The organism is Campylobacter sp. LMG 7929 (genome assembly GCF_024723595.1).
Lineage (GTDB): Bacteria > Campylobacterota > Campylobacteria > Campylobacterales > Campylobacteraceae > Campylobacter_D.
The window spans coordinates 70,346-97,280 of sequence record NZ_JANQCY010000002.1 but is presented as its reverse complement, the minus strand read 5'-3'; the positions used below and the strand labels follow the sequence as shown (position 1 = coordinate 97,280).

At 32.1% G+C, this 26,935-nt stretch carries 25 protein-coding genes, 1 tRNA gene and 1 pseudogene; 18 read left to right on the top strand and 9 right to left on the bottom strand.

The window, feature by feature from the left end:
* Positions 1 to 59 precede the first annotated feature (59 nt).
* Positions 60 to 965 carry an RluA family pseudouridine synthase gene (locus CAMP5118_RS01400; RefSeq protein WP_337216426.1) on the bottom strand — a complete coding sequence of 302 codons (906 nt, stop codon included), beginning with the start codon at positions 963 to 965 and terminating at the stop codon, positions 60 to 62.
* A 79-nt stretch (positions 966 to 1,044) separates the two neighbouring features.
* On the opposite strand from CAMP5118_RS01400, the gene purB reads away from it, so the two are divergent.
* The 10 genes and pseudogenes from purB to CAMP5118_RS01350 all read left to right on the top strand — a co-directional run bounded on the left by purB (position 1,045) and on the right by CAMP5118_RS01350 (position 12,741).
* Complete coding sequence (gene purB, locus CAMP5118_RS01395; RefSeq protein WP_263679287.1) at positions 1,045 to 2,373, top strand: adenylosuccinate lyase; 1,329 nt, start codon at positions 1,045 to 1,047, stop codon at positions 2,371 to 2,373.
* Between the two features lie 17 nt (positions 2,374 to 2,390).
* Positions 2,391 to 4,766, top strand: coding sequence for a ribonucleoside-diphosphate reductase subunit alpha (locus CAMP5118_RS01390; protein WP_263663691.1), 2,376 nt, complete (start codon positions 2,391 to 2,393; stop codon positions 4,764 to 4,766).
* Between the two features lie 15 nt (positions 4,767 to 4,781).
* On the top strand, positions 4,782 to 6,767 hold the full coding sequence (locus tag CAMP5118_RS01385; protein WP_337216425.1) for an OPT family oligopeptide transporter: 1,986 nt from the start codon (positions 4,782 to 4,784) through the stop codon (positions 6,765 to 6,767).
* Positions 6,764 to 7,570, top strand: coding sequence for an undecaprenyl-diphosphate phosphatase (locus CAMP5118_RS01380; RefSeq protein WP_337216424.1), 807 nt, complete (start codon positions 6,764 to 6,766; stop codon positions 7,568 to 7,570). The genes CAMP5118_RS01385 and CAMP5118_RS01380 overlap by 4 nt, the downstream gene beginning before the upstream one ends.
* A gap of 106 nt (positions 7,571 to 7,676) precedes the next feature.
* Entirely contained in the window at positions 7,677 to 9,488 is a 1,812-nt protein-coding gene (thrS, locus tag CAMP5118_RS01375; RefSeq protein WP_337216423.1) for a threonine--tRNA ligase, read from the top strand.
* A complete protein-coding gene (gene infC / locus CAMP5118_RS01370; RefSeq protein WP_039617082.1) occupies positions 9,485 to 10,006 on the top strand; it encodes a translation initiation factor IF-3 in 522 nt (173 codons plus the stop codon). Before thrS ends, infC begins: the two co-directional genes overlap by 4 nt.
* A gap of 34 nt (positions 10,007 to 10,040) precedes the next feature.
* Positions 10,041 to 11,135, top strand: coding sequence for a DNA adenine methylase (locus tag CAMP5118_RS01365; protein ID WP_337216422.1), 1,095 nt, complete (start codon positions 10,041 to 10,043; stop codon positions 11,133 to 11,135).
* Positions 11,136 to 11,211: 76 nt separating this feature from the next.
* The gene (rpmI, locus tag CAMP5118_RS01360; RefSeq protein ID WP_039617094.1) at positions 11,212 to 11,403 is read left to right on the top strand and encodes a 50S ribosomal protein L35; all 192 of its coding nucleotides are present in this window, start codon (positions 11,212 to 11,214) and stop codon (positions 11,401 to 11,403) included.
* 98 nt (positions 11,404 to 11,501) lie between these two features.
* On the top strand, positions 11,502 to 11,855 hold the full coding sequence (gene rplT / locus CAMP5118_RS01355; RefSeq protein WP_039617097.1) for a 50S ribosomal protein L20: 354 nt from the start codon (positions 11,502 to 11,504) through the stop codon (positions 11,853 to 11,855).
* Positions 11,833 to 12,741: pseudogene (locus tag CAMP5118_RS01350) on the top strand (DNA ligase). The gene rplT and the pseudogene CAMP5118_RS01350 overlap by 23 nt, the downstream one beginning before the upstream one ends.
* A gap of 14 nt (positions 12,742 to 12,755) precedes the next feature.
* Here the strand turns inward: CAMP5118_RS01350 and CAMP5118_RS01345 are convergent.
* Genes CAMP5118_RS01345 through CAMP5118_RS01335 form a run of 3 tightly spaced genes read right to left on the bottom strand, consistent with a single transcriptional unit; the run spans position 12,756 to position 15,140 of the window.
* On the bottom strand, positions 12,756 to 13,565 hold the full coding sequence (locus CAMP5118_RS01345; protein ID WP_337216421.1) for a metal ABC transporter permease: 810 nt from the start codon (positions 13,563 to 13,565) through the stop codon (positions 12,756 to 12,758).
* Positions 13,558 to 14,307, bottom strand: a complete 750-nt coding sequence (locus tag CAMP5118_RS01340; protein WP_263682865.1) for a metal ABC transporter ATP-binding protein — start codon at positions 14,305 to 14,307, stop codon at positions 13,558 to 13,560. The genes CAMP5118_RS01345 and CAMP5118_RS01340 overlap by 8 nt, the downstream gene beginning before the upstream one ends.
* Positions 14,304 to 15,140, bottom strand: a complete 837-nt coding sequence (locus CAMP5118_RS01335; protein WP_337216420.1) for a metal ABC transporter solute-binding protein, Zn/Mn family — start codon at positions 15,138 to 15,140, stop codon at positions 14,304 to 14,306. The genes CAMP5118_RS01340 and CAMP5118_RS01335 overlap by 4 nt, the downstream gene beginning before the upstream one ends.
* 60 nt (positions 15,141 to 15,200) lie before the next feature.
* Here CAMP5118_RS01335 and CAMP5118_RS01330 point away from each other — a divergent pair, with 60 nt between their 5' ends.
* A complete protein-coding gene (locus tag CAMP5118_RS01330) occupies positions 15,201 to 15,899 on the top strand; it encodes a class I SAM-dependent methyltransferase (protein ID WP_337216419.1) in 699 nt (232 codons plus the stop codon).
* Between the two features lie 9 nt (positions 15,900 to 15,908).
* On the opposite strand, the gene pyrC is transcribed toward CAMP5118_RS01330, so the two are convergent.
* The 4 genes from pyrC to CAMP5118_RS01310 are packed head-to-tail and all read right to left on the bottom strand — an operon-like array spanning position 15,909 to position 19,028.
* Positions 15,909 to 16,901: a dihydroorotase gene (pyrC, locus tag CAMP5118_RS01325; RefSeq protein WP_337216418.1), complete on the bottom strand. Its 993-nt coding sequence runs from the start codon at positions 16,899 to 16,901 to the stop codon at positions 15,909 to 15,911.
* 8 nt (positions 16,902 to 16,909) lie between these two features.
* The gene (locus CAMP5118_RS01320; RefSeq protein ID WP_120760630.1) at positions 16,910 to 17,140 is read right to left on the bottom strand and encodes a helix-turn-helix domain-containing protein; all 231 of its coding nucleotides are present in this window, start codon (positions 17,138 to 17,140) and stop codon (positions 16,910 to 16,912) included.
* A complete protein-coding gene (locus CAMP5118_RS01315) occupies positions 17,125 to 17,496 on the bottom strand; it encodes a diacylglycerol kinase (RefSeq protein WP_087699066.1) in 372 nt (123 codons plus the stop codon). The genes CAMP5118_RS01320 and CAMP5118_RS01315 overlap by 16 nt, the downstream gene beginning before the upstream one ends.
* Positions 17,496 to 19,028, bottom strand: a complete 1,533-nt coding sequence (locus CAMP5118_RS01310; protein ID WP_337216417.1) for a phosphoethanolamine transferase — start codon at positions 19,026 to 19,028, stop codon at positions 17,496 to 17,498. Before CAMP5118_RS01310 ends, CAMP5118_RS01315 begins: the two co-directional genes overlap by 1 nt.
* Before the next feature lie 98 nt (positions 19,029 to 19,126).
* Between CAMP5118_RS01310 and CAMP5118_RS01305 the strand changes: the two genes are divergently transcribed.
* The 7 genes from CAMP5118_RS01305 (at position 19,127) to dcuC (ending at position 25,891) form a co-directional block, all read left to right on the top strand.
* Positions 19,127 to 19,885: an exodeoxyribonuclease III gene (locus CAMP5118_RS01305; protein WP_337216416.1), complete on the top strand. Its 759-nt coding sequence runs from the start codon at positions 19,127 to 19,129 to the stop codon at positions 19,883 to 19,885.
* Between the two features lie 69 nt (positions 19,886 to 19,954).
* A tRNA-Glu gene (locus CAMP5118_RS01300) sits at positions 19,955 to 20,029 on the top strand.
* Positions 20,030 to 20,230: 201 nt separating this feature from the next.
* Positions 20,231 to 20,845, top strand: a complete 615-nt coding sequence (locus CAMP5118_RS01295) for a BspA family leucine-rich repeat surface protein (protein ID WP_337216415.1) — start codon at positions 20,231 to 20,233, stop codon at positions 20,843 to 20,845.
* Positions 20,846 to 20,976: 131 nt separating this feature from the next.
* Positions 20,977 to 23,256 (top strand): anaerobic ribonucleoside triphosphate reductase, encoded by a 2,280-nt coding sequence (locus CAMP5118_RS01290; RefSeq protein WP_337216414.1) that lies wholly within the window; start codon positions 20,977 to 20,979, stop codon positions 23,254 to 23,256.
* Positions 23,228 to 23,737: an anaerobic ribonucleoside-triphosphate reductase activating protein gene (nrdG, locus tag CAMP5118_RS01285; RefSeq protein ID WP_337216413.1), complete on the top strand. Its 510-nt coding sequence runs from the start codon at positions 23,228 to 23,230 to the stop codon at positions 23,735 to 23,737. The genes CAMP5118_RS01290 and nrdG overlap by 29 nt, the downstream gene beginning before the upstream one ends.
* 67 nt (positions 23,738 to 23,804) lie before the next feature.
* Positions 23,805 to 24,458 (top strand): superoxide dismutase [Fe], encoded by a 654-nt coding sequence (gene sodB, locus CAMP5118_RS01280; protein WP_337216412.1) that lies wholly within the window; start codon positions 23,805 to 23,807, stop codon positions 24,456 to 24,458.
* A 59-nt stretch (positions 24,459 to 24,517) separates the two neighbouring features.
* A complete protein-coding gene (gene dcuC / locus CAMP5118_RS01275; RefSeq protein WP_337216411.1) occupies positions 24,518 to 25,891 on the top strand; it encodes a C4-dicarboxylate transporter DcuC in 1,374 nt (457 codons plus the stop codon).
* Positions 25,892 to 25,916: 25 nt separating this feature from the next.
* Here dcuC and purM read toward each other — a convergent pair whose 3' ends face one another.
* Entirely contained in the window at positions 25,917 to 26,906 is a 990-nt protein-coding gene (gene purM, locus CAMP5118_RS01270) for a phosphoribosylformylglycinamidine cyclo-ligase (RefSeq protein ID WP_337216410.1), read from the bottom strand.
* Positions 26,907 to 26,935: the final 29 nt, after the last annotated feature.

Here is a 26,935-nt window from a genome sequence, read left to right as displayed (position 1 = left end):
TTTACTATAATTTTATCTATATCATTATGAATAGGTTATCTTTAATGATATAGAGAATTTTAAACTATAATTTCTTTCAAAAATTCACCTTTTATATCTTTTTGAGATTGTATCAAAAATTTTTGATTTTTATATGTAAATTCTAAGCTAAAAGAGTGTAAAAGCAGTCTTTTAGCACCTGTGATGTGAGCTCTTTCGATATCGCTCATTTTTCCATCTAATATTTGCTCTATTTGTGTTTTTTCTAAACTATATAAAGGTTCACCTAAAATTTTATGTTTCACATGAAACAAATGTAGTCTTATTTGATGTTGTCTGCCTGTTAGAGGTTTAGCTAAAACTAAACTAGCATCTAAATTTTCAAAATATTCTAAAGTGTAAAATTGTGTTAAAGCTTCTTTGCCATTTTCACAAATATGCATCCTAGTTTTGACTGCATCATAGTCTTTAGCTAAATCCATGCTTTTATCTACTATAAACTCTTTTTTAGTTTTTCCTTTTACTAGCGCAAGATAGCTTTTTTGAACTAATCTTTTTTCAAACATGGTTTTTAACTCAATTTGTGCATTTTTATGTTTAGCTATGAGTAAAAGTCCGCTTGTTTCTTTATCTAATCTATGAGCCACGCAAGCTTTTTCACCCCATAAATGCCAAATTTCATCACAAAGACTATAAGCACAATTGCGTCCATTAGGATGAGTTAGCACCCCACTTGGTTTTTCTACGATGGCAAAATCACCATTTTCAAAAACTATTTCCAATCCTTTAGGGTTATTTTCATATACGATTAATTCCACTAAGCCATCTAAAAATTTGTTTTTTTCTTCTACCAAATTTCCATTACAAAATAGTCTTTTTTTATCAATGAGTTTTTGTGCTTCACGCATAGAGATTTTTAACTCATCCATAAGTAGTCTAAATGCCTTTTTTTCATTATTTGATAGTTTCTTTTTTATATATGCCATTTAATAACTTTCTTAGGTAATTTATAATAAAATTCAAGCTATTTTTTCATAAAAAATTATATAAAAAAAGGTCTTGAAAATGGTTGAAAGATATAGTAGAGAAATCATGGCTAAAAAATGGGACATGCAAGCAAAATATGACGCATGGTTAAAAGTAGAATTAGCTGCTGTGAAAGCATGGAATAAACTTGGTCTTATTAAAGATGATGATTGTGAAAAAATTATAAAAAATGCAAAATTTGATATAGCAAGAATAGATGAGATAGAAAAAACTACCAAACATGATGTTATCGCTTTTTTAACTAGTGTAAGTGAAAGTTTAGGCGAGGAAAGTCGTTTTGTGCATTATGCGATGACAAGTTCAGATTGTATTGATACTGCAGTTGCTTTGCAGATTAAAGATAGTTTAGAACTAATCTTGCAAGATTTAGATCAAGTTTTAGCAGCGATTAAAACAAGAGCGTATGAGCATAAAAACACCTTAATGGTAGGAAGAAGTCATGGAATTCATGGAGAGCCTATAACTTTTGGCTTAGTTTTGGCTATTTGGTATGATTCGCTAGTTCATGCAAAAGATTTAATCATTCATGCAAAAGAAGTGATTAGCTATGGAAAAATTAGCGGTGCCATGGGAAATTTTGCTCATGCTCCGCTTGAATTTGAAGAAGAAGTTTGTAAAAATTTAGATCTTAAGCCAGCGCCAGTTTCAAACCAAGTTATACAAAGAGATCGTTACGCACAGGTTATCTCGGCTTTAGCTATTTTAGCTTCAAGTTGTGAGCAAATCGCTGTTGCTATCCGCCATTTTCAAAGAACAGAAGTATATGAAGCTGAAGAATATTTTTCTCAAGGACAAAAAGGAAGCTCAGCTATGCCTCATAAAAGAAATCCTGTTTTGAGTGAAAATATCACCGGTCTTTGCAGGATGATAAGAGCTTATGTAACACCTGCTTTAGAAAATGTAGCATTGTGGCACGAAAGAGATATATCACATTCTAGTGTAGAAAGATTTATATTACCTGATGCTTTTATCACGACTGATTTTATGCTTTCAAGATTATGCGGTGTGATAGAAAAGCTTTTGGTGTATCCAGAAAATATGATGAAAAATTTAAATTTAACCGGAGGGCTTGTATTTTCTCAAAGAGTGTTGCTTGAACTTCCTTTTAAAGGTATAAGTAGAGAAGAAGCTTACAAGATTGTTCAAAGAAATGCTATGAAAGTTTGGGCTGATTTACAAAATGGCAAGCCTGCGTTAAATGAAAAAGGTGAGAGTTTGTTTTTGCTAGCTTTATTAGCTGATGAGGATTTGAAAAAGTCTTTAAGTGAAGCAGATATTAGAAATTGCTTTGACTATAACTACTACACAAAAAATGTAGACAAAATATTTGCAAGAACTTTTAAATAATAAACTAGGGGTTGTGAGTGAAAGTATTAAAAAGAAATGGTAGAACTGAAGAATTAGATGTTTCTAAGATTAAAAAATATACCACCGATGCGGTGGCAAATTTAGAAAATGTTAGCCAAAGTGAGCTTGAAGTAGATGCAAAAATTCAATTTCGTGATGGCATAACAACAGAAGAAATCCAACAAACTCTTATAAAAACAGCAGTAGATAAAATAGATATTGATAGACCTAATTGGACCTTTGTTGCTGCAAGATTATTTTTATATGATTTGTATAAAAAAGTAAGTGGTTATAGTGGTTATAAACATTTAAGAGAATACCTTGAAAAAGGTGAAAAAGAAGGTAGGATTTTAATTGGTTTAAAAGAAAAATATGATTTAGATGATCTTAATGCTTATATCAAGCCAGAGCGCGATTTACAATTTACTTATCTTGGTATAAAAACTTTGTATGATAGATATTTGATTAAAGATTCTAAAGGCATGCCTATAGAATTACCACAGCAAATGTTTATGGCTATTGCGATGTTTTTAGCGCAAAATGAGTTAGATTCTCAAACTTGGGCTAAGAAATTTTATGATTTAATCTCAACTTTTGAAGTAATGCTTGCAACCCCAACCCTTTCAAATGCAAGAACCACAAGACATCAATTAAGTTCATGTTATATAGGAAGCACACCTGATAATATAGAAGGGATTTTTGATTCTTATCAAGAAATGGCACTTTTATCTAAATTTGGTGGTGGTATAGGCTGGGATTGGTCTAAGGTGCGTGCTATGGGTGGAAGTATAGATGGGCATAAAAATGCAGCAGGTGGGATCATACCATTTTTAAAAATCACCAATGATATAGCAGTAGCTGTTGATCAACTTGGTACTAGAAAAGGTGCAATTGCTGTATATATTGAACCTTGGCATATGGATATTAATGACTTTTTAGATTTGCGTAAAAACTCAGGCGAAGAAAGAAGAAGAGCGCATGAGCTTTTCCCTGCTTTGTGGATTAATGATTTGTTCATGAAAAGAGTAAGAGCAAATGACAAATGGACGCTTTTTGATCCTGCTGATACAGCAAGTTTGTGTGATTTATACGGTGAAGAATTTGAGAAAAAATATGAAGAATTTGAAAAAGATGAAAGCATAGTCAAAGAAATTGTTGATGCTAAAGAGCTTTGGAAAAAAATACTTTTATCTTATTTTGAAAGTGGCTTGCCGTTTTTATGTTTTAAAGATAGTGCAAATAGAACAAATCCAAATTCCCATGCAGGAATTATAAGAAGTTCAAATTTATGTACAGAAATTTTTCAAAATACAGAACCAAATTATTATCAAATCAAAATCGTATTTGATGATAAAACAGAACTTCATTTAGATGAGGATGAAGAGCTTACAATAGATGGAGGATATAAAAAGCTTGCTAAAAAAGTTTCTACTTTAGATAGTATTAATGGTAAAAAAGTCTATATAGTAGAAAAATACAAAAACGAAGGAAAAACTGCAGTTTGTAATCTTGCAAGTATAAATTTAAGTAAAATCAACACCAAAGAAGACATCCAAAGAGTAGTGCCAACGGCAATAAGAATGCTTGATAATGTGATTGATTTAAATTTTTATCCTCATGTAAAGGTTAAAAATACCAACTTAAAATCACGCGCTATAGGACTTGGTGTGATGGGTGAAGCACAAATGCTAGCTGAAGCTCAAATTTATTGGGGTTCTAATGAACATTTTGAAAAAATTGATCGCATTATGGAAATGATTAGCTATGAGGCTATTTTAGCTAGCTCAAATTTAGCTTTAGAAAAAGGAAGTTATCCTGACTTTGAAGGATCAAACTGGAGTAAAGGTATAGTGCCAATTGATGTAGCAAACGAAAATGCCAAAAAGCTTACCGCAAGTGAAGGTTTATTTGATCAAAGTGAGTGTGATTGGGAAAAATTAAGAGAAAAACTAAAAAGAGATGGTATAAGAAATGGTTATTTAATGGCTATAGCACCAACTTCTTCTATTTCTATTTTAGTAGGTACAACTCAAACAATTGAGCCTGTATATAAAAGAAAATGGTTTGAGCAAAACTTAAGCGGTATGATACCAACCGTGGTGCCAAATCTAAGTGCTAATACTTGGCAGTATTATACTCCTGCTTATGAGCTTGATCAAAAAATCTTAGTAAAAGCAGCAGCGATTCGTGGTAAATGGATTGATCAAGGTCAGTCTTTAAATATCTTTGTTTCTTTAGATAAAGCAAGCGGTGGATATTTAAATGAAATTTATCAACTTGCTTGGGAATTAGGTGTTAAATCAACTTATTATCTAAGAAGCGAAAGCCCTGATAGTCAAAAAGTAAATGATGATGTGGTTGATAGAACTATAGAATGTGAAGGTTGTCAATAAAAATGGAGAAACAAAATGCATACAAAAAACTCACTACCGGAGCTTACGCTTAGGGGTATAATACTAGGAAGTATTTTAACGATTATTTTTACTGCCTCAAATGTATATTTGGGGCTTAAAGTTGGTCTTACTTTTTCTACTTCTATTCCTGCTGTTGTGATTGCAATGGCCGTTTTAAAAATCTTTAAAGACTCTAATATTTTAGAAAATAATATGGTTCAAACTCAAGTTTCAGCCGCAGGTACGCTTTCGGCTGTGATTTTTGTTATACCAGGTCTTTTTATGTGTGGATATTGGTTTGAATTTCCACTTTGGCTTACTTTTATGCTCTGTCTTTGTGGGGGTGGATTGGGCGTGCTTTTTACCATACCTTTGCGTAGAGCTATGGTGGTAGAGAGTAAATTAGCTTATCCTGAAGGAAGAGCTGCTGCTGAAATTTTAAAAGTAGCTAATAAAGATCAAGCCGATAAAAAAGGAAAAGTAGGCTTAAAAGAAATCACACTTGGCGTGGCTTTTGCTTCTGTGATAAGTCTTTTTTCAAGTGGTTTTAAACTACTTTCAAGTGGAAGTAGTTTTGCGTTCATCTGGCAAAAAATGACTTTTGGCTTTTCTATGGGTTATTCAGTGGCGCTTTTGGGTGCTGGATACTTAGTGGGTATAGCTGGGGGTGTTGCATTGCTTGCGGGTATGGTACTTGCTTGGATGGTTTTTGTTCCATATTTTTCTGCTAAAGAAAGTTTTGACGCGAGTTTAAGTGCACTTGATATAGCTAATCAAATTTGGGCTCAAAAAGTACGTTTAATAGGCACAGGAGCTATTGCCATAGCAGCATTATGGACTTTAATAGAACTTGCAAAACCTGTATATGATGGCATGAAAAATATGCTTAAAAAAACCTCGTTAAATCTTTCACAAGATCCTAAAGATATGGATTTATCTTTAAAAGCTATGCTAGGTTTATTTGTACTTATGTGTATAGGTTTGTTTGTCTCATTTTACGCTTTTGTGGCTGATTCAAATTTAGCAAGTGGCTATCAAATTCTTTTTGCCTTAGTAGGAACTTTAGTAGCTATTTTCATAGGCTTTTTTGTAGCTTCTGCTTGTGGATATATGGCAGGTTTGGTGGGTTCATCATCTTCTCCTATTTCGGGTATAGGGCTTATTGGGATTATGATTTCTTCTTTGATTATTTTACTTTTGGGTTATCAAGTAGATTTATTTAGCGATCCTTTAATGTCTAAATTTGCCATCGCTTTTGCTATTTTTACTACTAGTGTTATTTTAGCAACTGCTGCTATTTCTAACGATAATTTACAAGATTTAAAAACTGGCTATTTAGTGGGCGCAACTCCTTGGAAGCAGCAAGTTTCTTTGATTATAGGTTGTGTGTTTGGAGCTTTGGCTATTGCTCCTGTGTTAAATTTATTATACCAAGCTTATGGTTTTGTGGGTGCAATGCCAAGAGAAGGAATGGATGAGGCAAATGCACTTGCTGCACCACAAGCAAATTTGATGAGTACTATAGCACAAGGCATTTTTAACGCTAATATCGATTGGAGTTATATTATAGCGGGAGCTTTTGTGGGCGTTGGTATAATTATCGTCGATCGTTTATTAAGAAAGAAAAACATGTCTTTGCCGCCTTTAGCTGTGGGTATAGGTATATATTTACCACCTGCTGTTAATATGCCTTTGTTTATAGGTGGATTATTAGCGTATTTAATCAAAAAGCGTTTAGAGCAAAGATATGCTAAAAATGCACATAAAAAAGAACTCATTCAAGAGCATGAGCAAAAAGGAACCTTATTTGCCTCAGGTTTGATAGTAGGTGAGAGTTTATTTGGAGTGCTAATAGCTGGTTTAACTGTGCTTTCTATTAGTAGAGGTGGGGCTGAAGATCCACTTGCTATTGCAACTTCATTTAAAGACGATGGGATTATAGGTTTTGTAGTTTTTGTAGCGATTATGCTAATTTTTGCAAGAAGAGTACTTAAAAAATGAATTTAGATTATTATTATGCTTTGATTTTAGGGATTATCGAAGGTTTGACAGAATTTTTACCTGTTTCATCTACAGGGCATATGATCTTGGGTGCTGAAATTTTGGGTTTAAATATAGATGATTTTTGGAGAAGTTTTTTTATCATTATTCAACTTGGTTCTATACTAGCGGTAATTTTTATTTTCAAAGATAAACTAACTCAAAAACTTGATATTTGGTTAAAACTTGCTGTGGGCTTTTTGCCCGCAGGTGGAGTGGGTTTTATAGCATATAAATTTTTAAAAGAGATATTTAATGGCTATACCGTGGCTTCTATGTTAATCATTGGTGGGATTGTTTTTATCATCATAGAGCTTAAACATAGAAAAAAAGACTATGATATACATTCTTTAGACGAGGTAAGTTATAAACAAGCTTTTTTGATAGGTTTGACCCAAGCTCTTGCTATCATACCAGGTACTTCAAGAAGTGGAGCAAGTATTATAGGTGGCTTATTGCTTGGACTTGATCGTAAAGTGGCTTCTGAATTTTCATTTTTACTTGCAATTCCTACCATGATTATAGCAACAGCTTATAGCATTTATAAAGAACCACAGGTTTTAAGTAATATGAATAATTTCATTCCTTTAGCCATAGGTTTTGTAACAGCTTTTATAGTGGCTTTTGTGGTAATTAAAATATTTTTAAAATTAATCAGCAAGATAAACTTTATACCTTTTGGAATTTATAGGATAATTTTAGGTTTTATATTTTTATACCTTTTTATGAGTGGTGCTTTAGATATATCAAGAACGGGTGTTTGAAATATAAAAATATCCTTTATTTAAAAAAAGTTTAAGTTTTTCATAGCTAAAATTAGTCTTATATTTTAATTTAAGCTCACAAGGTTAGTGAGTGTTAAGGGTAGAAATGACAAAAGATATAATTGCATATGCAAATAATGAAACTTTGGTAGATACTCAAAGTTTTAACAATGATACAAATTTAACTCCGATTTATTTTGATAACTCTAAAGAAAGTTTAGAAGTTATCCGCCACTCTTGTGCGCATTTAATGGCTCAAGCGATTAAAAGTCTATATCCAGAGGCTAAATTTTTCGTAGGGCCTGTGATAGAAGATGGGTTTTATTATGATTTTAGGGTTGATAGTAAGATTTCAGAAGAAGACTTAAGCAAAATCGAAAAGAAAATGAAAGAACTAGCAGAAGCAAAGCTAGACATCATAAAATACGAACTTTCAAAGACTGAGGTTAAAGAAAAATTTGCTAATGATGATTTAAAACAAGAAGTTTTACTAAGAATTCCTGATGGAAAAGTAAGTATTTATAAGCAAGGCGAATTTGAAGATTTATGCCGCGGGCCTCATGCGCCAAATACTAGATATTTAAGATTTTTCAAGCTTACTCGTGTAGCGGGAGCGTATTTGGGTGGCGATGAAAAAAGAGAAATGCTCACAAGAATTTATGGTACTGCTTTTGCAGATAAAGAAAGTTTAAATGAATACTTAAAAATCATTGAAGAAGCTAAAAAAAGAGATCATAGAAAACTTGGTAATGAAATGAAGCTTTTTGCCTTTGATGATGAAATAGGCGGTGGGCTTCCTATATGGCTTAGTAATGGTGCAAAATTAAGAAGCAAATTAGAGCATTTGCTATATAAAGCACATAGATTAAGAGGCTATGAGCCCGTACGTGGGCCTGAACTTTTAAAAGCTGATGCGTGGAAAATTAGTGGGCATTATGCAAACTATAAAGAAAATATGTATTTTACGCAAATTGATGAGCAAGAATATGGCATTAAGCCGATGAATTGTGTGGGGCATATTAAAATTTATCAAAGTGATGTTAGAAGCTATCGTGATTTACCTTTGAAATTTTTTGAATACGGCGTGGTGCACCGCCATGAAAAAAGTGGAGTTTTACACGGGCTTTTTAGGGTAAGAGAATTTACTCAAGATGATGCACATATTTTTTGTATGCCAAGTCAGATAAAAGAACAAGTTTTAGAAATTTTAAGCTTTGTTGATACTTTGATGAAGGCTTTTGAGTTTGATTATGAAATGGAAATTTCAACACGCCCAGCAAAAGCAATAGGCGATGATGAAATTTGGGATATAGCTACAAAGGCTTTAAAAGAAGCTTTAGATGAGCAAGGTTTAAAATATGGCATTGATGAGGGTGGTGGAGCTTTCTATGGTCCAAAAATCGATATTAAAATTACCGATGCGCTAAAAAGAAAATGGCAGTGTGGTACTATACAAGTAGATTTTAACTTACCAAGCCGTTTTAAACTCGAATACACAGATGCAGATAATGAGAAAAAACAACCTGTAATGCTTCACCGTGCTATTTTGGGTTCTTTTGAAAGATTTATAGGAATTTTAGTAGAGCATTGTGCGGGTGAGTTGCCATTTTTTATAGCACCAACTCAAGTAGCTATAGTGCCTATTTCACAAAATCATCATGATTATGCAAAAGAAATAGCAAGAAAACTTTTAGAACTTGGCATTGATAGTGAAGTGTATAATAAAAATGAAAGCTTAAATAAAAAAATCCGCACCGCTGAAAAAGCACATGTGCCTATGATACTTGTTTTAGGTGATGAAGAAGTAGCAAACAAAAGTGTGGCTTTAAGAGATAGAAGAGCAAAAGAACAAAAAACAATGACTTTAGATGAATTTATAACCCTAACAAAGGAGAAATTAAGTGAGGTACGCTTTTGAGTAAAGAAAAAGAAGTATTGCTAAATGAAGAAATTCAAGCAGATGAGATCAGATGTATAGGTGATGATGGCAAGGTTTATGGCATTATTAGTAGTGATGAAGCGCTAGATATAGCAAATAGACTAGGGCTTGATTTGGTGATGATAGCCCCCGAAGCCAAACCACCTGTATGTAAGATAATGGATTATGGAAAATTCCGTTATCAACAAGAAAAGAAACAAAAAGAAGCAAAGAAAAAACAAAAAGTTATTGATATAAAAGAAATCAAACTTTCTGTGAAAATCGCTCAAAATGACATTAATTATAAGGTCAAACATGCAAGTGAGTTTTTAGAGCAAGGTAAGCATGTTAAATTTAGAGTGTTTTTAAAAGGTCGTGAGATGGGCTCTCCTGAAGCAGGAGTGGCGTTGCTTGAAAAAATTTGGCAAATGGTTGAAGATATAGCAGATAGAGACAAAGAGCCTTTACTCGAAGGACGCTATGTAAATATGCTAGTAACTCCTAAAAAGAAAAAATAATCACAAGCCTTTCTAAGGCTTGTATTTTAAACTTATGCTAGAAGAAAATCCACAATTTTTAAAAGAACAAATCATAACTTATCTTGGCAATAAAAGATCCTTGCTTGAGTTTTTAAATCAAGGCTTTAAATTCGCACAAAATGAGCTTAAAAAAGACAAATTTAGTTTTTGTGATGTATTCAGTGGCTCTGGGGTAGTTTCACGTTTTGTGAGGCCTTATGCGAGTTTTATTATGGCAAATGATTTGGAAGATTATTCTAAAATCATCAATGAGTGTTATTTAAGCAATCAAAATGCACAATTTTTACAAGAATTACAAAAATATTACGCTTTTTTAACTTCTGATTTAAAACTCAAAAAAGGCTTTATAAGCAAGCTTTATGCACCAAATGATGATGAGTATATCCAAAAGAATGAAAGAGTTTTTTACACGCTTAAAAATGCGATGTATTTAGACTCTATGCGAGAAAAAATTTCAAGCTTGCCAAGTAATATACAAAAATACTTCATCGCACCACTTATTTATGAAGCAAGTGTGCATGCAAACACAAGTGGGGTTTTTAAAGGTTTTTATAAAGATAAAAATGGCATTGGTAAATTTGGAGGAAATGGGGCAAATGCGCTTAGTCGTATAAAAGGCGATATAGCTTTAAAAATGCCTATTTTTTCAAATTTTACTTGTGAATATGAGGTTTTTCAAAAAGATGCAAATATTTTAGCTAAAGAGCTTGATAGCTTTGATGTGGCGTATTTAGATCCACCTTATAATCAGCATCCTTATGGATCAAATTATTTTATGTTAAATTTAATCGCTAATTATAAAAAGCCAAAGGAAATTTCAAAGGTTTCTGGCATACCAAAAGACTGGAACCGCAGTGCTTTTAACAAAGAAAAAAAAGCCGAAGATGCTTTGTTTGATTTGATAAATGATTTAAAAGCCAAGATTGTATTGCTTTCTTATAATTGTGAGGGTTTTGTAAAAAAAGAAAATTTCACAAAAAGACTTCAAAGTCTTGGAGAATGCTTTGTGCTTGAGCAAAAATATAATGCCTTTAGAGCTAGTAGAAACCTTTCTAAGCGCTCTATGCATATACAAGAACAACTTTATGTATTAAAAAAGAAGAATTAGAATTTAATTTTTCTAAAGCATAGTTGTAGTAAAATGATAGCTTTCTTTTATGAAAAAATTGATCCAAAGGATACACATGCCAAAAATGAAAAGCGTTAAAAGTGCTGTTAAACGCTTCAAAGTAGGTAAAAATAAAATCAAAAGAGGTGCTGCTTATAGAAGCCACATTTTGACCAAAAAACCTGCTAAAAGAATGCGTGATCTTCGCACTTCTAAGTATGTTCACTCAACCAATGTTAAAGCGGTTGAAAAAATGTTAGGAATTTAAGCGAGCTTAAATTTTAGTTTTTGACGAAAGTCATTCAAACTCCCCTTATTTAAAGGGCAAGATTCGTTTAACGAACGCCAATTTGTGAAAGGATAAATATGGCAAGAGTAAAAACTGGTGTTGTAAGACGCCGCAGACATAAAAAAGTTTTAAAACTTGCGCGTGGTTTTTATAGTGGTCGCCGCAAACACTTTAGAAAAGCTAAAGAACAATTAGAAAGAAGTTTGGTTTATGCGTATCGTGATAGACGCCGCAAAAAACGTGATTTCCGTCGTCTTTGGATAGTACGTATCAATGCAGCTTGCAGACTAAATGATATTAGTTATTCAAGATTTATAAATGGTCTTAAAAAAGCAGGCATTGAGCTTGATAGAAAAATCTTAGCTGATTTAGCGATGAACGACGCAGCTGCTTTTGCTAAAATAGCAGATGCTGCTAAAAAAGCACTTTAATCTTACTGCAAGGCTTTTTATAAGCCTTGTTTTTCTCTTTACTTTCTTTTTAAATCCTCTTTTTGCAAAAGATATTTTACTTTTTAAAGTTTATGATGAAAAAGCATTTAAAGATGTAAATTTAAGCTACTATCTCATGAGCGAAAAGCTCGATGGCGTAAGAGGACTTTGGAGTGGTAAGTCTATGCAAACAAGAGCAGGAAATGCTATAAAACTCCCTTCATTTTTCACAATAAACTTTCCTAAATTTGAGTTAGATGGAGAACTTTGGATAAAAAGAGCTTCTTTTGAAGAAATTTCGTCTTTAATACGCCAAGAAAATCCTGATGAAAAGCTTTGGCAAAAAGTAAGTTTTAATGTCTTTGATGTGCCAAATGCTTGCGAGGAATTTAAACTTGATCCTTGTACTTTAGAAGCAAGATTAGAAGTTTTAAAAAAGTATTTAGCTAAAAATCCAAATGATTTTATAAAAATCATCCCACAAATTCGCATTAAAGATAAAAATCATTTAAAGTAATTTTACCAAGATATCATTTCGCATAAAGGTGAGGGCGTGATCATAAGATTAAACAACGCACCTTATGAAAAGAAAAGATCAAACAATGCTTTTAAACTAAAACCTTTTGATGATACAGAATGTGTTGTAAAAAAGCATTTAGAAGGTAAAGGAAAATTTGAAGGTAAAATGGGATCTTTGCTTTGTGAAGCAGTGATTGAGAGTAAAAAAGTAAGTTTTAAGATAGTCTCGGGCTTTAAAGAAAGTGATCGCTTAAACCCTCCGCCAGTTGGTGTCATCATCACTTTTAAATACAATGGCTTAACCAAAAATGGCAAGCCAAAATTTGCTAGTTTTTTAAGAGTACATGAAAGTAGTACTTTGCGATAAGCCCGCAAAGTATGTTAAATTTTCTTTATAAAAACTCTAAAACAAAGATAAAACACAAAAGCTATACAAGCGCTAGCTATGATACAAGCTCCACTTGCAAGGTTATAATAAAAACTCACAAAAAGCCCTGTCACACAAAAACTTATGCTCAAAAGTGTAGAGATAATCATCATTTGCCCAAGCTTTTTAGAAAAGCTCTCAGCGATAAATGCAGGTATGCTAAGCAAAGCTATCACAAGTATAAGTCCTACTACTTTGATACTTATAACGATACAAAAAGCCATCATTGCGATTAAAAGATAGTGAAAAAGATTGGTTTTAATCCCTCTTAAGCTTGCAAATTCTTTATCAAAGCTTAGAATTTCAAATTGACGATAAAAAAGCAATACTAAAATGATAAAAATCACATCAATCACTGCAAATAAAACTATATCTTGCGTAGGTACAGACAAAATACTACCAAATAAATACCCCATTAAATCACCATTATAACCAGGGGTTAAGTCTATGAGTATGATACCAACAGCCATTCCAAAAGCCCATATAACACCGACTATATTGTCACTTCTAAAAGGATATTTTTGTACTAAAAACGCTACAAGCAAGGCTAAAAAAAGAGTAAATAAACTCGTGCTAACAAGTACTGGCAAACCAAAATAAAATGCTATACCTATACCCCCAAAAGCCCCATGCGTAATGCCTCCTGCCATAGAACTTAAGCGGTTGATCATGATCAAAGTTCCCATAATCCCACAAGCAATGCTAGTTAAAAATGCAGCCAAAAAAGCATTTTGTATAAAAGAGCTAGATAAAAGTTCAAGCATGGTTTTTTCCTTCACAGCAACACTGCTCCAAGCTAAGCTCCACATCACAAAAATGCGTGTGATTTTGGCTTAAATGCGCTAGTAAATGTGCCTTTTTTTCAGGGGTGTTTTCATGTAAGAATAATTCTTTGTTTAAATATGCGATTTTATTTGCATAAGCTAAGCTTACATTTAAATCATGGCATATTACTATCACGCCAACCCCACTTTCGTGTAATTTTTTCAAAAGCTCAAAAATCTGCACCGAGCCTTTGGTATCTATACTTGCAGTAGGCTCATCAAGGATCAAAAGCTTGCATTCACTTGCTAGAGCTCTTGCAATGTAAACTCTTTGTCTTTGACCTCCGCTTAGTTCGTTGATTTTTTTATCCCAAAAATTTTTCATACCTACTTTTTCTAAGGCTAGCAAGGCTTGCTCTTGATCTTTTTTGGTATAAAAACCAAAGAATTTTTTATCCACTCTTCCCATCATCACCACTTCTAGCACGCGCACTGGAAAGTTTGGATTAGCTAAAGTATTTTGTGGGACATAACCTATATCTTTTAAACTTAAGTTTTCAAAGTTTATGTTTTTATGGCTATTTAGTAAGCCTAGTATGAGTTTTAAAAGTGTAGATTTACCCCCGCCATTTGGCCCTACTATGGCTAAAAAGTCTTTGCTTTCATAGTTTAGGTTGATATTTTTTAAAACCTCATCTTGGTTATATGAAAAGTTTAAATTTTTAATATTGATTTTTATCATTGTAAAACGCTTGCTATATTTTTTGCATCTTTTAAAAGCTCGTTTTTATAATCACTTGGCAAATGATCAAGTTCTATGATTTTAAGATTATAATTACTCGCCATAGCTTTAATGGTGTTGTTATTAGCTCCTTTTGGCACGAAAATAGCTTTGATTTGCTCTTTTTGTATGAGTTTTGCAAGCTTGGCTAAGTCTTTTGGCTTAGGTTCTTTGCCTTCTATTTCAATAGGAATTTGACTTAGATGATATCTTTTTGCAAAATACCCCCAAGATGGATGATAGACTAAAAAGTGCTTGTTTTTTGCATTTTTAAATAAAGCTTGTATTTGTAAATTTAATGCATCCATTTCTTTTAAGAAATTTTCTAAATTTTGCTCATAAAATGCTTTATTTTGCGGGTATTGTTCTATAAGTGCTAAAGTGATATTTTTAGCATGAGTTTTTGCTAAAAGTGGATCAAGCCATGTGTGAGGGTCATCTCCATGATGATGGTGTCCTTCATGTGCATGCTCTTGCAAAGGTATAAAATCAATACCATTTTGAGTAGAGATGATTTTGGTATTTTTGAGATTATCTTTAAGTTTTAAAATCCAAATTTTTTCAAATTCTAAATTTGCTGTGAAGTAAATATCGCTTTTTTCAAGTTTTAAAATACCACTTGGTTTAAATTCGAAAGTATGCTCATTTGCATTAGGTGGTATGACTATATTAATATCTAAAGTATCTTTGGCAATTTGCTTTACAAAGTAAGCTTGTGGAGCTATACTAACACTTACCAAATCTTTGGCATATATACTTAAAAATGAAATCAAACACAAAAACAATACACGCATAATTTTCCTTTCTAAAAACAAAAAAATATTATACTATATTAGAAAAAATAAGGAGTGAAGATGAATTTATGGAATAAAAAAGCAAAAAGCTACGCAAGGTATAATCCTAGTTTAAACGAAATTCAAAAAGCTACTTTCTCAAGACTTGGATCTTTACAAGATAAAAGCGTGGTAGATATAGGCTGTGGGAGTGGTGTTTGGACTTTGCATTTAGCACAAAAAGCAAAAAGTGTTTTGGGTGTAGACAGCTCTAGTGCTATGCTTGAAATTTTACAAGAAGATGCAAAAACTCATGCCATATCAAATATAAAAACTTTAAATTTAGACTTTGAAAACTTTTATAAAAACAATAACACAAAATTTGACTTAGCCTTTTTAAGTATGTCGCCTGCTTTGCAAAATGAAAAAGACTATCAAGCTTTTTTAAGCTTAGCTTCTAAAAAGGTGTATTTAGGCTGGGCAAGTAGGCGTAAAAGTAGCTTTTTAGACCCTATATTTGAGCATTTTAACACGCATTTTAAAGGTTTTTGCGAAGAGGATTTGCAAGGTTTTTTAAATGCACAAAATATCCCTTATGAGTATGAAATTTTTAATGAAACTAGAGTGGTAAAAAGAGATAAGGAAAGTGCGATAGAAAATGCTTTGTGGCATTTGAGTATGAATGGTGTTAATGCAAACAAACAAGAGTTAGAAAGCTTTGTAAAAGATGAGGTAGAAGAGATTATAGAAGCTAAGATAAAACTTCTGATTATTAATTAAATTTCAAGGTTAAATAACCTTGAAATTTAAAGTTTTTCCTGCCATAAATGGCACTACATCACCGTATTTTTGCGCTACTTGCCATTCTTGTTTTTCTAAAGTGATGATTTTATCTTTTTCAAATTTAAGATTATGAATTTTACAAGCATTATCTGAAATAAATTTTTGTAAATTTGCTTCATTTGAGTGTTTTTCAAAAAGTTCAGCCAATACAGGTAAAATCACTGGCGCACTAAATACACCAGCTGCGCACCCACAGCATTCTTTAGTGTGTAATGGATGAGGTGCGCTATCGCTTCCAAACATAGCCTTTTCATAGCCGCTAAAAGCAAGCTCACATAAAGCGTCTTTGTCTTCATAGCGTTTTGCAATAGGTTTGCAAAATAAATGTGGATCCATCTTGCCACCCACTACATCATCAAGCGTTATTATCAAATGGTGTAAAGTGATGGTTGCGTATAAATTTTCATAATCTTTTAGTAAATCACACAAAATTTTAGTGGTAATATGCTCCATTACGATTTTTAATTTTGGAAAGTTTTTTGCCAGTTTTTCATAAATTTTAGCAAAATTTGCTTCTCTATCCATTACAAAATCATTTGTTTCTCCATGCACTAGCAAAGGTATGTTTAATTCACTCATAGCATTTAGTGTAGGTTTTAACTTTTCTATATCAAAGCTTGAAATTCCATTATCTGAGTTGGTAGTGATACCTGCAGGATAAAGCTTGATAGCAAAAAGCTCATCTTTAGCTTTTTCTAAAAATTTCTCATCATAGTCTTTAAAAAATAAAGTCATTAAAGGCGTAAAATCTTCATTTTTACATGCTTTTAAAATGCGTTCTTTGTAAGCTTTTAATGCGTTTGTTTCAGTAAGCGGAGCGATTAAATTTGGCATGATAACCCCTGCTTTAAAGTCTTTTGCACTAAATGGAGCTACAAGTTCAAGCATGCTTTCATCGCGTAAATGTAAATGCATATCCAAAGGGTTTTTAAGTGTCATTTTATCTCCTATTTGAGTTTATATAAGCCGTTTTTGAGTTTTTCAAGCAAAGCTTTTTCTTCTAAAAATTTAAAAGTAGAAATGATGGTAGGTTTGCTGATGTTTAGTTGTTTAGAAAGCTCTTCTATGTTTGCAAAGACAAAACCATCATCATCAGCATGAAGGGCTAAAAATTCTAAAATTTCAAAGCGTTTTTTACCAAAGATTTTTATGCATAGTGTTTTTACTTTATCATCCATTCTCTAACCAAATCAAAAAGAATAAAACTCCAAGTAATTATAGCTAAAACCACGCTAAAAAACACCCCAGCACTCGCACAATCTTTTGCTTTTTTAGCTAAGATGTGAAATTCGCTCGTGCAAAGATCTACACAAGCTTCTATGGCAGAATTTAGTGCTTCTACGATTAAAATTAGTACCAAAACAAATACAAGCACAAAATGCTCTAAAAAACTCACAGGTAAAAATAAGCTTGCAAAAATCAAAGGTAAAATAATGGCAAATTCTATCCTAAAAGCCATTTCATCTTGGAGTAAAAATTTAATTCCACTAAAGGCATAGCTTGCATTTTTAAATAAAGAATATTTCGGCTTCATTAAGGATTTTCCTTTAAATTTTTGCTAAATATATCATAATTTGCCTCATATTCTTTGCTATTTGCACCAAAATACCCCAGTAAGCTTGAAAAAAGATTATCTTGAGAAAGTTTATAGTCTTTTTTGCTTTGTAAATCTTGGCTTAATTTGTTATCTTTACTCCAAAATATCATCGGTATGTGTTTTTGATCTTTTGGTGCTATTAAATAAGGCATACCATGAAGATAAATTCCATTTTCACCTAAACTCTCCCCATGATCTGATAAATAAAGTAAAGAAGCTTCTTTGGTAGGATTTTGCTTAAGCATATCTATAAGGCTTTTTATAATAAAGTCTGTATAAAGTAAAGTATTATCATAGGTGTTGATGATTTGTTCGTGTGAGCAGGTATTTAGCTCGTTTGTATCACATGTTGGCATAAATTTTTTAAATGCATTTGGATAACGTTTGTAGTAAGTTGGCCCATGTGAGCCTTGTAAATGTACAACGATGATTTTATTTGAATTTGTATTTTCAAGTTCTTGTTTTACAAGTTCAAGTAAGCTCTCATCATAGTCTTTTGCAATGAGTTTGTGTTTTATACGATCGCAATTTCCTTTACAGCCCCCTGAGTTATTACCAAACCAAACACCTTGTATTCCAACCTTTTGCAAGATATCTAAAACATTTTCTTCGTATAATCCATCTTCAAAATTTACTCTTTTGTGTCTTGAAAACATACAAGGTAAACTTCTTGCAGTAGCAGTCCCACATGAGCTTATATTGTTAAAATACACTAAATTTGGTTCATTTTTGGTATAAAAATTCGTATCATTTGTGCTATATCCACCTAAAGAATAATTACTCGCTCTAGCAGTTTCACCTATGACTAAAATCATAAGCTTAGTTGTATTGGTGTCTTTTAAACTTGCATCATTTGAAATGATAGTTAGTTCTTTTTTACCTGCTAGCTTTTTCTTTGTAAATTCTATGCTTGAGTATATTGGGTAAAATGGCAAATTATACATTCTAACGATATTGTGTGATCTTAAAAAAGGCAAAAGTGTTTTTGAGCTAAGAGCTACTAAAGCAAAGCAAAACACCAAAGAAGTCAAAAATAATACACTTTTTTTGAAAAAATATCTTTGATAATCAATCTCAGTAAAAATCACAAGCAAACTAGGAAAAATCACAAAGGCTAAAATATACAAAGCAAAGGAAAAATTAAAATAAGAAAAAAACTCTCTATTGTCTGTTTCAACGACATTTTGTATCATATGATCATCGATTAAAACCCCATAATTACTAACAAAATAACTACAAATAGCACAAGTGCTAAGTAAAAATATGCTTAAAATTTTGGTGATATAGGGAAAATATGCCAAAGATAAAACACTCAAAACCAAGAAAAAATAAATTCCAAAAAACACACTAAAAAGCATAGTGTTTTGATCTATCTTTTCATATACAAACTCAAACAACGGGAAATTAAACGCCATGATAAAAATCGTATTAAGCAGGGTAAATTTTGTCCATGAAAGTTTTAGGTGCATTTTTTTCCTTTGGAATAAAATAAAAACTTAGTCTATTTGAATAAAATTAATAAATCACATATAAAATAGCAACAAAAGAAGATTGGTAAAGGTATTTTATGAAATTATTATCATGGAATGTAAATGGCCTAAGGGCAATTTGTGATAAAAACGCACTGGATTGGATTGAAAAAGAAGAAATCGATTTTATAGGTTTTCAAGAAATCAAAGCACACGAGGATAAATTTCCAAAAAGAATTTATGAATATCCTTTTAAACATATGTATTCAAATAGTGCTAAAAGAGCAGGGTATTCTGGTGTAATGAGTTTGTGTAATTTTGATAGTGAAGTCAAAAAATGTGAATTTTTTGATGATGATGAGGGTAGGGTTTTAGAACATAGCTTTAAAAATGTAGTTTTGTTTAATATTTACTTTCCAAATGGTCAAAAAGATGAAGAGCGTTTAAACTTTAAAATGAAATTTTATAATGATTTTTTAGTGTATTTAGATAAGCTTTTAAAAGAAGGAAAAGAAATTATAATATGTGGAGATGTAAATACTGCTCACCGTGAGATAGATTTAACTCATCCAAAAGCTAATGAAAAGACTTCAGGCTTTTTGCCGATTGAGCGTGCTTGGATAGATGATTTATTAAAATTAGGCTTTATAGATACTTTTAGACATATAAATGGCGATGTTAAAGAAAAGTATTCGTGGTGGAGCTATAGAATGAAGGCAAGAGAAAGAAATGTGGGCTGGAGGATTGATTATTTTTTCATTTCTAATGGCTTAAAAGATAAGCTCAAAAATGCCTTTATAAGAGATGATATTTTTGGTTCAGATCATGCTCCTGTAGGGATAGAAATAGATATTTAAGGCATTTTTTGATGTCTTAAATAATTATTAAGTAAAAATTGCTATAATTTTGTCTCCAAACTGTAAATTGGCCCATTCGTCTAGCGGTTAGGACATCGCCCTTTCACGGCGGTAACACGAGTTCGAGTCTCGTATGGGTCACCACTCTATATTTTTCTCCACAGTATTATTTTTTATTAAAATTCATCTATTTATTTATAATTATTTATTATTTTGTAAATATATATTTATATTAAGTTAATTTTAAATTAATAATTATTAATATTCCAAATCTTTTGTTTAATTTCATTAAATTTATATTGACTTCACACTTGTTTTTTAAAATATACAAAAAGGAGGGACAAAATGTATAAAGTTAAAAACAAAAATGAGTTGATGAATTTGGTGCACAATGAAAGAATTTCTCTAAGAGATATTGATGTTTCTTTGATAGAAGATTTTTCATTCGTTTTTTATTGTTCTACTAGAAAAGATTTTTTGGGTATTGAGTGTTGGGATGTATCTAAGGCTAAAGATATGTCTTATATGTTTTATTGTTGTGAAAGTTTTAATGCAGACTTATCACGCTGGGATGTTTCAAATGTCGAAAATATGGCAAGTATGTTTTTTAACTGCAAAAATTTCAACAAAGACTTATCAAAGTGGAATACACAAAATTTAAAAGATATGTCTTATATGTTTTTTAATTGTGTTAAATTTAATCATTCTTTATTGCACTGGAAAACCTCTAATGTAATCAGAATGGCACATTGTTTTGAAAACTGCCATGCGTATGAGCATAATGTGGCAAGCTGGGATGTACAAAATGTAATTACCATGGCCTATCTTTTCCATAATTGTAAAAATTTTCACCACGAGCTAGATGAGTGGAATATCCAAAGAGATTGTAATACTGATAAAATGTTTGGAAATCGTGGTATTGATAAACTTTATGCTGTAAAAGGCGTGGAGTTAAAATAATCAAATTCACACATTTTTTGTGTGAATTTTTCTTTTATTTCTTTAAGTTTTTCATCAAGTTTTTGTACTAAACTTATCTTTTAAAAGTGCTATTTTATAGTGCTTAGAGATTATTTTTTAGGAAAATTTCCATGAGAATAAAATTTATTATAAAAAGAGATGAAAGCCAAGTTGCATTTGATATTTTTAAAATCAAAAATGCCATTTTTAAAGCCAATATAAATTCCACAGATGAAAAATTAAATAATGATTTTTTAGATAAACTTTGCGATGAGGTTGTAGCTTTACTGGATGAAAAACACATACAAGTAGAACAAATTCAAGATAAAGTTGAAGAAGTTTTAATCAAAAATGCCTTAGTCAATACTGCAAAATCTTATATTTTATACCGTCAAAAAAGAGCACAAATTCGCAATGGTAGCCATGATTTGCTAAGTTTGTATGATGATTTAACTTTTAAAGATTCTAAAGAAGCTGACTTAAAAAGAGAAAATGCAAATATTAATTCAGATAGCGCTATGGGTATGATGTTAAAATATGGCTCAGAAGGCGCAAAATACTATGTAGATGAGTGTATTTTGCCAAAACATATCGCAAATGCACACAAAAACGGCGATATACACATACACGATAAAGACTTTTATATGCTAACACAAACTTGCTGTCAAATAGACTTATTAAAGCTTTTTGAAAATGGTTTTAGCACAGGACATGGAAGCTTGCGTGAGCCAAATGATATCAGATCTTATGCTTCTTTAGCTTGCATTGCCTTGCAGGCTAATCAAAATGAAATGCATGGAGGCCAGTCTATACCCAATTTTGATTTTGCTATGGCAAAAGGCGTGGCAAAGACTTTTCAAAAAGAGTATAAAAAGGCTATAAATGCTTTTTTTGAAATAAAATTAGAACAAAGTTTAGATGAGCAATGCTTTAAAAATGCTAATTTTCAAGCTTTTAGCGAAACAGAATGCTTCAAAGAGCTTTTAAGGCTTGATTTAAATAGTGATGAGAATTTTTTAAAGCAAGCAAATGCTTATGCTTATAAAAGAGCATTAAAGCAAACCCAAGATGCGACTTTTCAAGCTATGGAGGCTTTAGTGCATAATCTTAATACTATGAACTCAAGAGCAGGAGCTCAAGTGCCTTTTAGCACGCTAAATTATGGCACCGATATATCTTTTGAAGGGCAAATGGTGATAGAAAATTTACTAAAAGCCACGATGAAAGGCTTAGGAAATGGCGAAACACCGATTTTCCCTGTGCAAATTTTTAAAGTAAAAGAGGGTGTTAATTATAATGAAAAAGACCCAAACTATAAGCTTTTTAAACTTGCTATAGAATGTGCTTCTAAAAGACTTTTTCCAAATTTTAGCTTTTTAGATGCAAGTTTTAACGCAAAATACTATAAAAAGGGCGATTATAATAGTGAAGTGGCTTATATGGGTTGTAGAACTAGGGTTATGGCAAATGTTTATGATGAGAGCAAAGAAATCACAAGTGGCAGAGGAAATTTAAGCTTTACAAGTATAAACCTTGTGCGTTTAGCTATAGAAGCTAAAGGAAATTTAGAGCTTTTTTACTCACTTTTAAAAGAAAAATTAGAGCTTGTGTACGAGCAATTACTTCATAGATATAAAATTCAAAGTCTAAAAAAGGTTAAGAATTTCCCATTTTTAATGGGCGAGGGAATTTGGATAGATTCAGATTCTTTAAAAGAAAATGATAGCGTAGAAAAAATCATAGCACATGGGACTTTGGCTATAGGTTATATAGGACTTTGTGAGAGTTTAATAGCTTTGATAGGTTCTCATCATGGACAAAGCCAAGAAGCAAGAGAACTTGGCTTACAAATAGTGCGTTTTATGCGTGAATTTGTCGATGAAAAAGCACTCAAAGATAAGCTTAATTTTTCACTCATAGCTACCCCAGCTGAGGGTTTAAGTGGAAGATTTTTAAAACTAGATCAAAAAAAATACGGCATTTTAAAAGGCATAACCGATAAAGATTTTTATACCAATTCTTTTCATATTCCTGTAGATTTTCCTATTAGCATATATGAAAAAATTCAAATAGAAGCCCCATATCATGAGCTAAATAATGGCGGGCATATTACTTATGTAGAATTAAATGGCGATGTGAGTAAGAATTTAGAAAGTTTTGAACGCATTATAAAATGTATGAAAGAAAACAATATAGGCTATGGCTCGATTAATTTCCCACTAGATAGGGATCCAGTGTGTGGTTATAGTGGTGTGATAGATGAGTTTTGTCCAAAGTGCCATAGAAAAGAAGATGATATTAAATTCGAACGCATAAGAAGAATCACAGGCTATTTAGTAGGAACGCTTGATCGTTTTAATGACGCTAAAAAAGCTGAAGTTCATGCAAGAATTAAACACGATTTTTCTTAGATTAGCTGGTGTTATAAAAGAATCCATAGTCGATGGCTATGGTTTGCGTTATGTGATTTTTACTCAAGGTTGCCCCCATCATTGCAAAGGCTGTCATAACCCACAAACGCACGATTTTAACAAAGGATATTTGCAAGATTTAGCGAGTTTATATGATGAGATTTGTAAAAATCCTTTGCTTCAAGGTGTTACTTTTAGTGGTGGAGAGCCTTTTATGCAAGCAAAAAATTTAAGCATTCTAGCAAAACACATTAAGGCTTTAGGGCTTGATCTTACCATATATACAGGCTTTACTTATGAAGAGTTGTTGCAAGAAAAATCAAAAAAAGAATTACTTATCTTAGCCGATGTTTTGATAGATGGGAAGTTTATTTTAGAGCAAAAAGACTTATCTTTAAAATTTAAAGGTAGTAAAAATCAACGCATTATCGATGTAGCAAAAAGCTTAGAGCAAGGCAAAGTAATACTTTTTGAAAAATAAAGACTCATTTAGTCTTTTTTAATTTAACTATGTTAGAATATCCATAAATTTAAAAAAGGAGAACAATATGTTTGAATTAAGAAAACTACCTTATGAAGCAGACGCTTTTGGAGACTTTTTAAGTGCAGAAACTTTTGCATTTCATCATGGCAAACACCACCAAACTTATGTAAACAACCTAAACAATCTTATCAAAGATACTGAATTTGTAGGAAAAGATTTAGTTTATATCATACAAAATTCAAATGGTGGAGTTTTTAACAACGCTGCTCAAGTGTATAATCATGACTTTTATTTTGATTGCATTAAGCCAAAAACATGCTGTGGCTGTGGCTGTTCTTTGAGTGATGAGTTTAAAGCAGCAGTTGAAAAAGACTTTGGCTCTATGGAAAATTTAAAAGAAGAATTTATCAAAGGAGCTACAGGGGTATTTGGTTCTGGTTGGTTTTGGTTAGTTTATAACACTCAAAATCAAAAATTAGAACTAGTAGCTACAAGCAATGCTGCTACACCTATCACTGAAGGTAAAGTTCCGCTTTTAGTAGTTGATGTATGGGAGCATGCTTACTATGTAGATCACCGCAATGCGCGCCCTGCGTATTTAGAAAAATTCTACGCGCACATTAACTGGGAATTTGTAGCAAAAGCTTATGAATGGGCTATTAAAGAAGGTATGAACTCAGTAAGCTTCTATGCAAACGAACTTCACCCTGTAAAATAATCAAGTTTTTTTAAGAAAAACCCCGTAAAATAGACTAAATACAAAAATTAGGAGGTTTTATGGAGGTTTTTCTTTCTGTCGTGGCTACTTTATTTTGTGTATTTTTAGTAGCCTATTTTATTCTTAAAAAATACAACCCTATCTTTACTTTTTTTCTCTCGGGTATTATTATCTTAATCATCATTTCTTTAGCAACTGGTGAGTCTGTGCTAAAACAAAGCTTGGGAAATCCTGTTTTTGATGTCTTTGGTTTTGTAACTCAAACTTTTAAGACAAATTTAGCTGGTGTGGGGCTTATTATAATGTCTGTTGCAGGTTTTGCGGCTTATATGAAGCATATTAATGCTTCGGCAAAGTTAGCTTTTGTAGCAAATAAACCACTAGGCAAGATTAAAAATAAATACCTAGTTTTAAGTGGAACTTTTGTAGTGGGTATGGCTTTAAAAATAGTTATTTCAAGTTACACAGGATTGTTACTTTTGTTGCTTGCTTCGATTTATCCTGTTTTAATCGCCATTGGAATTCGTCCTATCACTGCTGTATCGGTTTTATCATTAATTGCACTTGATTATGGTCCTAAAGATGGAAATTCTATAAATTTAGCAGATATGGTAGGCATTGAAAATGTTGTTGCTATGTTTTTTGAATACCAAATTTATCCTGTTATAGCTTATGTTGTTGTGATAGCTTTGCTTATTCCGTTTTATTATAGTTATATGGATAAAAAAGACTTAGCAAAAGGCGTTGTGGATAATATCGAACACATGGAAATAAAAAACCCAAATTGTCCTTTATTTTATATTTTCTTGCCTTGGCTTCCTATAGTGTTTTTATTTGGTGCTTATTTTGCAAATTTATATGGATATAAAGTGAAGCTAGATGTGGTGAGCGCCAATTTTTTAAGTATAAGTTTGGTTTTTATTTTAGAGTATGTTAGATATAAAGATGCAAAAAAACTTGCAGATGATTTGATGGTGATACTAAAAGCTATGGCAGAAATTTTTGTAAGTGTTGTTTGTATTATCATTGCAGCTTCTATTTTTGCAGAAGGTATTAAAGCATTAAAGGGTATAGAACATTTAGCCTTAGCAGTTTCTTCTATGGGAGCTTCTGCTGTGTTGCTTACTATTATAGTTTTAAGCTTTATTGTGTATTTTGCAAGTGTGATTATGGGTAGTGGGATTGCTGCTTTTAATGCTTTTGGAAGACTTGCTCCAGATATTGCTCAAAAACTAGGGATTAATCCTATCTCACTAGCTTTGCCACTTGAGATTGCTTCTTGTTTAGGGCGTGCTGCCTCGCCGATATCGGGTGGAATTTTAGCCTTAGCAGGCTTTGCAAAATTAGATCCTATAGCTATTGTTAAAAGATCTACTCCTATGTTGCTTGTAGGAATGGCTTTAAATATCCTAATAGCTTGGTATTTTGCATAAATTTAGAGTGATAGCTTTTAAGCTATCACTCTAAAACAACCCTTTCATTTAATACAACTTCGCCTATTACATAAGCGTCCGAGCTTTCTAAAACTTTTCCTACATTAGATGGATCTACCACCATAACTAAACCCACACCCATATTAAAGCTTCTATACATTTCAGCCTCTTCTACACTTTGGCCTATTTGGTAAAAAATTTCAGGAGTTTTTAGATGATGTTTTCTGATGATTGCACCTATTCCTCTTGGGAAAACTCTAGGTAAATTTTCCACCAATCCACCACCTGTTATATGAGCTAGTGCATTGATGAATGGTTTTAATTTTAAAAAGTCTTTTACGTAAATTCTTGTAGGTTCAAGTAAAATATCGATTAAATTTTTACCCTCTATTTTATCATCAAACTTAAGCTTTTGTGCTTCAAATAATACTTTTCTAGCTAAAGAATATCCATTAGAATGAAGCCCGCTACTAGGTAGAGCTAGTAAAATATCTCCATTTTTTACAAAATTTCTTCTATCGATTTCATCTTTTTCGGCCATACCCACTGAAAAACCTGCTAAGTCAAAATCATTGCTATGATACATTCCAGGCATTTCGGCAGTTTCTCCGCCTATTAAGGCACAATTTGCTTTTTTACAACCATTAGCAATCCCTGCTACGACTTTTTTAGCTACTTCTACATCTAATTTTGCAGTTGCATAATAGTCTAAAAAAAACAAAGGCGTAGCAAAATTACAAATTAAATCATTCACGCACATTGCTACTAAGTCCTCACCTATAGTGTCAAATTTTTGACTATCAATAGCAAGGCGCAACTTCGTGCCCACTCCATCAGTTGCTGCTAGTATAACAGGATTTTTAAAACCACTTGGCATAGCAAAAGCACCCGAAAAAGAGCCTATGCCACCTAAAACATTTTCATTAAAAGTTTCTTTTACTAAAGGCTTGATTGCTTCTACAAAAGCATTGCCATTGTCTATACTTACGCCCGCATCTTCATAGCTTATATTCATTTATCTTCCTTTAAGAATTTAAAAGGTAT

Excerpts from the sequence above, each read along its gene's own strand:
- CAMP5118_RS01315 (WP_087699066.1), bottom strand. The coding sequence starts at position 17,496 with ATGAAGCCGAAATATTCTTTATTTAAAAATGCAAGCTATGCCTTTAGT.
- rplT (WP_039617097.1), top strand. The coding sequence starts at position 11,502 with ATGGCAAGAGTAAAAACTGGTGTTGTAAGACGCCGCAGACATAAAAAA.
- CAMP5118_RS01320 (WP_120760630.1), bottom strand. The coding sequence starts at position 17,140 with ATGGATGATAAAGTAAAAACACTATGCATAAAAATCTTTGGTAAAAAA.
- CAMP5118_RS01365 (WP_337216422.1), top strand. The coding sequence starts at position 10,041 with ATGCTAGAAGAAAATCCACAATTTTTAAAAGAACAAATCATAACTTAT.
- CAMP5118_RS01310 (WP_337216417.1), bottom strand. The coding sequence starts at position 19,028 with ATGCACCTAAAACTTTCATGGACAAAATTTACCCTGCTTAATACGATT.
- pyrC (WP_337216418.1), bottom strand. The coding sequence starts at position 16,901 with ATGACACTTAAAAACCCTTTGGATATGCATTTACATTTACGCGATGAA.
- CAMP5118_RS01335 (WP_337216420.1), bottom strand. The coding sequence starts at position 15,140 with ATGCGTGTATTGTTTTTGTGTTTGATTTCATTTTTAAGTATATATGCC.
- dcuC (WP_337216411.1), top strand. The coding sequence starts at position 24,518 with ATGGAGGTTTTTCTTTCTGTCGTGGCTACTTTATTTTGTGTATTTTTA.
- purB (WP_263679287.1), top strand. The coding sequence starts at position 1,045 with ATGGTTGAAAGATATAGTAGAGAAATCATGGCTAAAAAATGGGACATG.
- sodB (WP_337216412.1), top strand. The coding sequence starts at position 23,805 with ATGTTTGAATTAAGAAAACTACCTTATGAAGCAGACGCTTTTGGAGAC.
- purM (WP_337216410.1), bottom strand. The coding sequence starts at position 26,906 with ATGAATATAAGCTATGAAGATGCGGGCGTAAGTATAGACAATGGCAAT.
- rpmI (WP_039617094.1), top strand. The coding sequence starts at position 11,212 with ATGCCAAAAATGAAAAGCGTTAAAAGTGCTGTTAAACGCTTCAAAGTA.
- thrS (WP_337216423.1), top strand. The coding sequence starts at position 7,677 with ATGACAAAAGATATAATTGCATATGCAAATAATGAAACTTTGGTAGAT.
- CAMP5118_RS01295 (WP_337216415.1), top strand. The coding sequence starts at position 20,231 with ATGTATAAAGTTAAAAACAAAAATGAGTTGATGAATTTGGTGCACAAT.
- CAMP5118_RS01330 (WP_337216419.1), top strand. The coding sequence starts at position 15,201 with ATGAATTTATGGAATAAAAAAGCAAAAAGCTACGCAAGGTATAATCCT.
- CAMP5118_RS01400 (WP_337216426.1), bottom strand. The coding sequence starts at position 965 with ATGGCATATATAAAAAAGAAACTATCAAATAATGAAAAAAAGGCATTT.
- CAMP5118_RS01290 (WP_337216414.1), top strand. The coding sequence starts at position 20,977 with ATGAGAATAAAATTTATTATAAAAAGAGATGAAAGCCAAGTTGCATTT.
- CAMP5118_RS01385 (WP_337216425.1), top strand. The coding sequence starts at position 4,782 with ATGCATACAAAAAACTCACTACCGGAGCTTACGCTTAGGGGTATAATA.
- CAMP5118_RS01305 (WP_337216416.1), top strand. The coding sequence starts at position 19,127 with ATGAAATTATTATCATGGAATGTAAATGGCCTAAGGGCAATTTGTGAT.
- CAMP5118_RS01345 (WP_337216421.1), bottom strand. The coding sequence starts at position 13,565 with ATGCTTGAACTTTTATCTAGCTCTTTTATACAAAATGCTTTTTTGGCT.
- nrdG (WP_337216413.1), top strand. The coding sequence starts at position 23,228 with ATGCAAGAATTAAACACGATTTTTCTTAGATTAGCTGGTGTTATAAAA.
- CAMP5118_RS01380 (WP_337216424.1), top strand. The coding sequence starts at position 6,764 with ATGAATTTAGATTATTATTATGCTTTGATTTTAGGGATTATCGAAGGT.
- CAMP5118_RS01340 (WP_263682865.1), bottom strand. The coding sequence starts at position 14,307 with ATGATAAAAATCAATATTAAAAATTTAAACTTTTCATATAACCAAGAT.